The organism is Sulfobacillus sp. TH-112 (genome assembly GCF_057473405.1).
The window spans coordinates 1-3,636 of the sequence record NZ_JBYCKN010000106.1; the positions used below are offsets into that span (position 1 = coordinate 1).

General features: G+C 53.4%; 5 protein-coding genes. All 5 read left to right on the forward strand.

Annotation, left to right across the window (positions count from 1 at the left end; translation table 11 throughout):
• Window positions 1-606: chorismate synthase (locus ACOJWD_RS06855; RefSeq protein WP_486992483.1), on the forward strand; the 606-nt coding region annotated here is incomplete at its 5' end.
• The gene (locus ACOJWD_RS06860; RefSeq protein WP_486992484.1) at window positions 590-1,141 is read left to right on the forward strand and encodes a shikimate kinase; all 552 of its coding nucleotides are present in this window, start codon (window positions 590-592) and stop codon (window positions 1,139-1,141) included. The genes ACOJWD_RS06855 and ACOJWD_RS06860, both read left to right, overlap by 17 nt.
• Window positions 1,131-2,213: a 3-dehydroquinate synthase gene (aroB, locus tag ACOJWD_RS06865; protein ID WP_486992485.1), complete on the forward strand. Its 1,083-nt coding sequence runs from the start codon at window positions 1,131-1,133 to the stop codon at window positions 2,211-2,213. The genes ACOJWD_RS06860 and aroB overlap by 11 nt, the downstream gene beginning before the upstream one ends.
• 38 nt (window positions 2,214-2,251) lie before the next feature.
• Window positions 2,252-3,334, forward strand: a complete 1,083-nt coding sequence (gcvT, locus tag ACOJWD_RS06870; protein WP_486992486.1) for a glycine cleavage system aminomethyltransferase GcvT — start codon at window positions 2,252-2,254, stop codon at window positions 3,332-3,334.
• A 33-nt stretch (window positions 3,335-3,367) separates the two neighbouring features.
• Window positions 3,368-3,636: glycine cleavage system protein GcvH (gene gcvH, locus ACOJWD_RS06875; protein ID WP_486992487.1), on the forward strand; the 269-nt coding region annotated here is incomplete at its 3' end.

The window sequence follows — 3,636 nt, forward strand, 5'->3', positions numbered from 1 at the left end:
CCCGTCCGCGTGGTAGACACCGCCATGGCGGAGCAAATGATGCGTGCTATTGATGCCGCCAAAGAAGCCGGAGATACTCTGGGCGGAACCTTTGAAATTGTGGCGTTCGGCCTACCAGTGGGACTGGGGAGTTATGTGGAGTGGCATCGTCGTTTAGAAGCCAGTCTTGCGGGGGCGTTTATGTCTATCCCAGCAATGAAGGCTGTTGAAGTAGGTACAGGGTTTGACCAGTCGGAGCATCAGGGATCGGCAGTGCATGACGCCATATGGTGGGAAAAAGGGCAAGGATTTAGCCGACGCAGTAATCGGGCGGGAGGCCTTGAAGGGGGAATTACCACTGGTATGCCATTAAGGGTGCGAGTAGGTATGAAGCCGCTCTCGACGCTCATGTCGCCTTTGGGATCGTTTGACATTGAAAGTAAGGAACCCTTTCTTGCGACGGTAGAACGATCTGATGTTACGGCTGTGCCCGCGGCCGTTGTCATTGGCGAGGCGATGATGATGCATGTGTTAGCAGATGCCGTCATGGACAAATTCGGCGGCGACAGCATTGAGGAAATTCGACCACGACTAGAACTTTGGCAACAGTATGCACGAGACTTTTAAAGGAATAAGCCTGATTGGAATGATGGGTAGCGGCAAATCCACGGTCGCTCGGGTTCTCGCGGATGTCATGGAGTGGGAGATGGTGGACCTTGATGCGTTAATCGTGGAGCGGCTGCGTCTGTCCATTGCAGATATTTTTAAGACGTATGGTGAAAGTGGATTTCGGCAATATGAATCCCAATACTTGAGCGATCTCGTTATGACAGCCCTCTCGTCTGGACCATCGTCGATGGTGCTCTCGACCGGCGGCGGCGTGGTGCTTTCAGAGGAGAATCGCAGACTTATCAGGTCTCACTTTTACACCGTATGGCTGGACGGGACAGATGAGACCCTATATGCCCGATGTCAGGACCAAGAACGGCCACTGGCGTCGAGAGGATGGGACGACTTTCAGCGCCGGTCGCACGAGCGTCGTTCATTGTATGAAGGGATGGCCAATTTGCACATCGACGGGGAACATTTCACCCCAGAAGAGATTGCCCAGCGCATTATGCATTGGTGGAAGGGAGAGGGACGGACGAGTCATGGACGTTAGGGAAACGAGCTATCTGATTACCGCCACGGATATCCGTGAGTCGCGAATTTCCTTTGTGGATGACTGGACGGAGCAGTTGGGAGCCTATGAAGGAAAGCTGCTTTTCATCGCAGACGCGCGATTGGCAGAGTGGACGTCGCGAATGGCGTCCCACTTCCACCCTCTAGCGACATTACGGTTAGAGGTGTCCGAAGCACAAAAGCACGTCGACACCTTGCAGGTGGTGTATGAATGGCTCGCACGCCAAGAAACCACCAGAGATAGTGTGATTGTGGCCTTTGGGGGAGGAGTGCTCACCGACTTAGTGGGTTATGCGGCGGCAACCTACTTGCGGGGACTTCGTTGGATCGCCATCCCGACCACGCTTTTGGCACAAGTCGATGCCGCCATCGGTGGCAAGGTGGCGGTGAACACGGCCTACGGAAAGAATTTGCTGGGGGCATTCCATCTTCCAGACTGTGTACTGATAGACCCACAATTTCTCACCACATTACCCCTTCGGGAGTGGCAAGCGGGAGTGGGAGAAATTTTAAAGTCGGGTCTCATTCAAGGTGGCCCATTATACGAGACCATGATGACGTTGTCATTACCAGCTAGTACTGGTACGCGATGTGAGGTCAGTGCGGTGTGGCGCGACGTCATCCGACAAACGGCCAAGATTAAAATTGATGTGGTAAATCAAGATCTGTTCGAGTCGGGCCCGCGCATGTATCTTAATTTTGGTCATACCGTCGGCCATGCACTGGAAAACTTGTTGGGGTACGGTACGTTGACTCATGGCGAGGCGGTCGGAATTGGTAGCCTCGTGGCCCTCGCTCTGTCGGAGATTAAGCTGGGACTCTCTTCCGCTGTGCGGCAGTCCACACGCGAGACAATGGTGCGATGGGGAATGCCGACGACCGTCCCTGAGGTGTCGTTTGATGCTCTTTGGCAACAGCTGCACCGCGACAAAAAAGCGCGCCAGAGCAGTTTAACCTGGGTGTTGTTGGAGGAGTTGGGGCACCCACAGTTAAATCGTGCAGTGCAAGGCCGTGATCTCTTAGAGGCTCTTCGGATTGTTTCGGATGCTTGAACGGGTTATCATTCAGAGGAAGGGGAAGGGATGCCTCAATGAAGGAGACTCCGATTACGGAATGGCATCGCCAGCACCGGGCGAAGGTCATGGAATTTGGCGGCTATTTGATGCCCATTGAGTATGATGGAATTATGACCGAGCATCGGATGGTGCGGGACAACGTAGGCATGTTTGACGTTAGTCACATGGGAGAGTTTTGGGTTCGCGGTGATCAATCGGGCGCATTCCTGGATTATTTGGTGACCAACCATCCGTCTGAACTCTCGCTAGGGCAAGCGCTATATACCCCAATGTGTTACCCCGACGGTGGAACCGTCGATGATCTTTTAATCTATCGAGTGACCGAAGACCAGTTTTTGATGGTCGTGAATGCTGGCAATACCGAGGGCGACTGGGAGTGGGTTTGTCGGCAAAAAGAGCGATTCCCTGAAGTACAACTAAAAAATGCTAGTCGCGAGATTGGTCTCATTGCCGTGCAAGGACCCAAAGCGACCCATGCTTTGGCACATCTCGTGGAAGATCTCGACAGTATTGCTTATTATCATGCGGCATATCGATCTCTGAACGATGTTGAAGTGTGGGTGTCGAGAACGGGCTATACCGGGGAAGATGGTTTTGAATTGTACATACCGTGGCAAAGTACTCTGGACGTGTGGCAACAATTGTGTCAGTTGGGGATTGGCCCGGTGGGGCTGGGAGCTCGAGACACCTTACGTCTTGAAGCGCGACTTCCCTTGTATGACCATGAACTCGCGCCGACCATCAATCCCTTGGAAGCGGGCCTCGGGATGTTTGTCAAGTGGGACAAAGGAGACTTTATTGGGCGAGAGGCGTTAGTGCAAGTGAAGGAGCATGGACTGACTCGGCGCCTGGTCGGGATTGAGGTTGGGGGAGGCATTGCCCGTCATGGGTATCCTCTTTATTCCGCCTTGGGTGGAGCAATCATTGGCACCGTGACCTCGGGAACCAAATCACCGACCTTAAACCAAGCCATCGCACTAGCCTTGGTGGATCCGGGATATGCCAAAGTCGGCCAACCGCTTTTGGTTCAGGTGCGTCAGCGCATGCTGAATGCCACCGTGGTCAAAACCCCGTTTTATCGAAGATCGGCACCGTAGAACGATAACACCAAATCTGGAGGTTGATTTGTGATGGACTATCCCAAAAATTATCATTACACCAAAGACCATGAATGGATTTCGCCCGAGGGACAGGTCGGGATTACCGATTATGCGCAAGAGTCGCTAGGGGATGTGGTGTTTGTGGAGTTGCCTGAGGTTGGGCGAGTTGTACAAGCCGGCGATGCTGTCGGTGTCATAGAGTCCGTGAAATCGGTGTCTGATTTGTATAGTCCTGCGGGCGGTCGCGTCGTTCGGGTCAATAGCCAATTGGAGTCACAGCCAGAGCTCGTCAACGCGGA